The sequence below is a fragment of the Paenibacillus ehimensis NBRC 15659 genome, from assembly GCF_004000785.1.
GTDB lineage: Bacteria > Bacillota > Bacilli > Paenibacillales > NBRC-103111 > Paenibacillus_G > Paenibacillus_G ehimensis.
This window is the reverse complement of record NZ_BILX01000160.1, coordinates 1-3,157: the sequence shown is the minus strand read 5'-3', so window position 1 is coordinate 3,157 and position 3,157 is coordinate 1. Positions and strand designations below refer to the sequence as shown.

The 3,157-nt window shown below is 38.9% G+C and carries 1 protein-coding gene; it reads left to right on the top strand.

Annotated features, from left to right (window positions below):
* The first annotated feature begins 248 nt into the window (after positions 1-248).
* Positions 249-3,002 (top strand): fibronectin type III domain-containing protein, encoded by a 2,754-nt coding sequence (locus PEH01S_RS33995; protein ID WP_127490432.1) that lies wholly within the window; start codon positions 249-251, stop codon positions 3,000-3,002.
* Positions 3,003-3,157 lie beyond the last annotated feature (155 nt).

Sequence of the window (3,157 nt, the reverse complement as noted above, 5' to 3'; positions counted from 1 at the left end):
GTCGCTTGATTCTCAAAGCTGTTTTTGTGCGTCTCTTTCATGTTCGAAGTAGAAGAAACAGTAATCTTTTTAAGGTAGCACATAATCCAATATTAAATGATTGTAAATTACATATAACGACATTTTATGACAATATTCATGTGTATAATAATCCGTGTTCTTTTATTCTTTTAAGAGAGGAGTTTTATTATTAATAATGATTAGCTTTAGGTTTTAACTAATTAAAGTAGAGGCAGGTTACGTAAAACATGATTATCATACGAAAGTTATCCCTCAGCCATTCGCTACTTCTGTTTTTTGCACTCCTTGTATCTATAGTTTTGCCTCCTCAACAATTAAAAGCGAGTGAATTGTCAGAGCCAAGCCTTACTTCAATAGATGATAAGGCAACGATCAACAACGAAATATTAGATAAACGGACTGAGTATAGTAAGCAATTTCAAATGAGTAATGGGTTGAAAAAGTTAACCGTTTCTTCGACGCCTTTGCATTATAAGGACGAAAAAGGCAATTATACCGACATCAATACATCTTTGGTTGAAGAGTCTAAACTTCCAACATCTTATAATTCATATTCCAACGAAATTTCCCTAAAAGTTCATAGTTTGAAGAATGAAAATAGAAAAACCATGATGTCCAAGGGTGACCGGTTTATTGCGCCGCAAGTTCCTTTCTATCTTGAAATTAATAAGAATATTTCAGCAGGCTACACCATTGGCAAAGATAAAAATAAACTATCGTTTATTCCTGCTGATGCTTCTCCTGTGACTGGAACAGTGTACAGTCATCAAAGAGATCAAATTTATTATGAGAATGTCTGGCAAGATTCGGATTTACTCCTCAAGGTTCTTCCTAACGGTCTAAAGGAAGATATTATTATGAAAACAAAAGATGCACCCAAAAAGTATTCCTTCAAGATTGAAGGAGGGGTAGCCAAGGATCTTACATCGGGCAGAATGAGCATCACTCCGGCATTTTTAATAGATGCCAAGGGGGAAAAACGAGAGGTTAAACAAACTTTGCGCCTCGAAGAGTCGACCTACTTGGATCTTGAAGTAAATACTACGGGGTTAGACTATCCCATAACGATAGATCCTACGGTTAATATTGATGGAGGAATCTACACTCCATATACTTCCAATAAAGCGTATGTCGATTTTCCGGATCTTGATGTGAACCATATCGTCCAAATCGATGTGGAGAGCTTTATATTGGATCAATACGATCAAAGCGTGCTTTATAGTCCGGTACAGATTTATTTGACAAAAGAAGAGTATGGTGACTTGCAGAACTTTGGACCGAATTCTCCGCCGCCTGGGGAAGATGAGAAAAATGTTTTATTCATTGGCGCCACAAGGGATGGTAATCTAACTGTCTTTGGAAAAGACATTAGAAATAAGCTTCCGGAGGGTGGGAAAATCTACGGAGCTGCTGCTTACAGCCCTCTTATTTACTCTCGTACAGCAGGAATATTATACGACATTACCTATGATGAGAGCCTGGGAAATGAATTACCGGCTCCTCCAATGAATTTAGAGATTGTTCAAAAAACATCAACAAGTGTTTATTTTCGTTGGCAGCCTTCTAAGGAACAGACCAGGGTAATCGCATATGAAGTGTATAAGGACTCTGCTCTGATCGGGAGTGTCACTAACAATACTTATCATGTTATAAATTTAGCCCCGAATTCGCAGTATTCATTCGACATAAGGGCACGTGATGAGAAAGGAAAGTTATCCGGTCCTTTATCAACGCAAGTAAATACCGGCTCGGCGACTTCACCGATGCAGCCGACAAATGTAAAGCTTTTATCCAAGTCGGAAACTACATTAAATATCTCGTGGGATGCATCGAAGATGGATAGCGATGTTGTAGGCTACGAAATCTATGCAGACTCCGTCTTTCGAGGGAAGACTTCCAAAATCGAAAATTCGTTTTCTATTAAAAATTTGGCATCCGGTCGACCTTATAAAATCGTAGTAAAGTCAATAGATGGTAATGGAAGGTTATCTGAAGAAAGCCCAGTTTTAATTGCATATACAGATGTGGATAACCTTCCCCCTAGTAGACCGTCCAATGCAACCCTGTCAAATATGACGGGAAAAAGCTTTGATATAGCTTGGACGCCTTCTACCGATAACGTTGGCATAGATTATTACGAAATTAAGTTGTTTAAAGGAACATTCGATAGGAGTCCGTTAGTTCAACATGTGAAAACCAAGAATACAAATTATACATTAACGAATTTAGAAGTAAGTGCGGACGGTGTAGATTATATTCTTTCCATTGCAGCATACGATTACGCTGGAAACCCTTCGGAAGCAAATGTTCAAGGTTTCCAAAATTATGATGCTGTTGCGCCGACCGCACCGACCGATTTGAAGGTAACCGGAACGACGGAAACGACGCTTGGTTTAAGTTGGGGAGCATCATACGATGCAGTGGGGGTAAGCGAATACCTTATATACGATGACCAGCAGGTAATCGGTAGGAGCACAACCGCGAATTATTCAGTTACTGAGCTAAGCAAAAAAGTATACAAATTAAGTGTCAGAGCCAGAGATGCTAAGGGAAACATGTCTGAAGCTAGTAATACATTACTATTTGATAACGAGCCTCCAACAACGCCAACAGAGTTGAAAGTAACCGGTAAGACAGAAACAACGATTAGCCTTAGTTGGGTTGCATCGACAGACAAGGTAGGTGTTATTGGATACGATATCTACAACGGCGCGAACTGGGTTGGATCAAGTATAACGAACAATTATGTGGTAACGAATCTTAATGAATTGACGCCGTATCAGTTTACTGTGAGGGCAAGGGATGCGGCTGGTAATATATCGGAACCAAGCAATATAGTAAAAGGAATTATAGGGATAAAAGGAACTCTCAACTATCATTACAAAAGTAACGGCCAGCTGGAGTATATTACGTTGCAATCCGGATTGAAAATATGGTTTGACTATGATTCTAACGGAAATCTATTGAGAATCAGATATTGAGTCTGGAGGATAATTTGCTATTTGATGCCAAATTCGTTGTATACAGACACCGTTATACGAAGGTATAATTTTACAGAGAAATGGTTTCGAGACGTAGACCTTTATTGTTGGGGGATGGGTAGGATGCTTTAATTGAAGAAGGTTCCAAACGGATT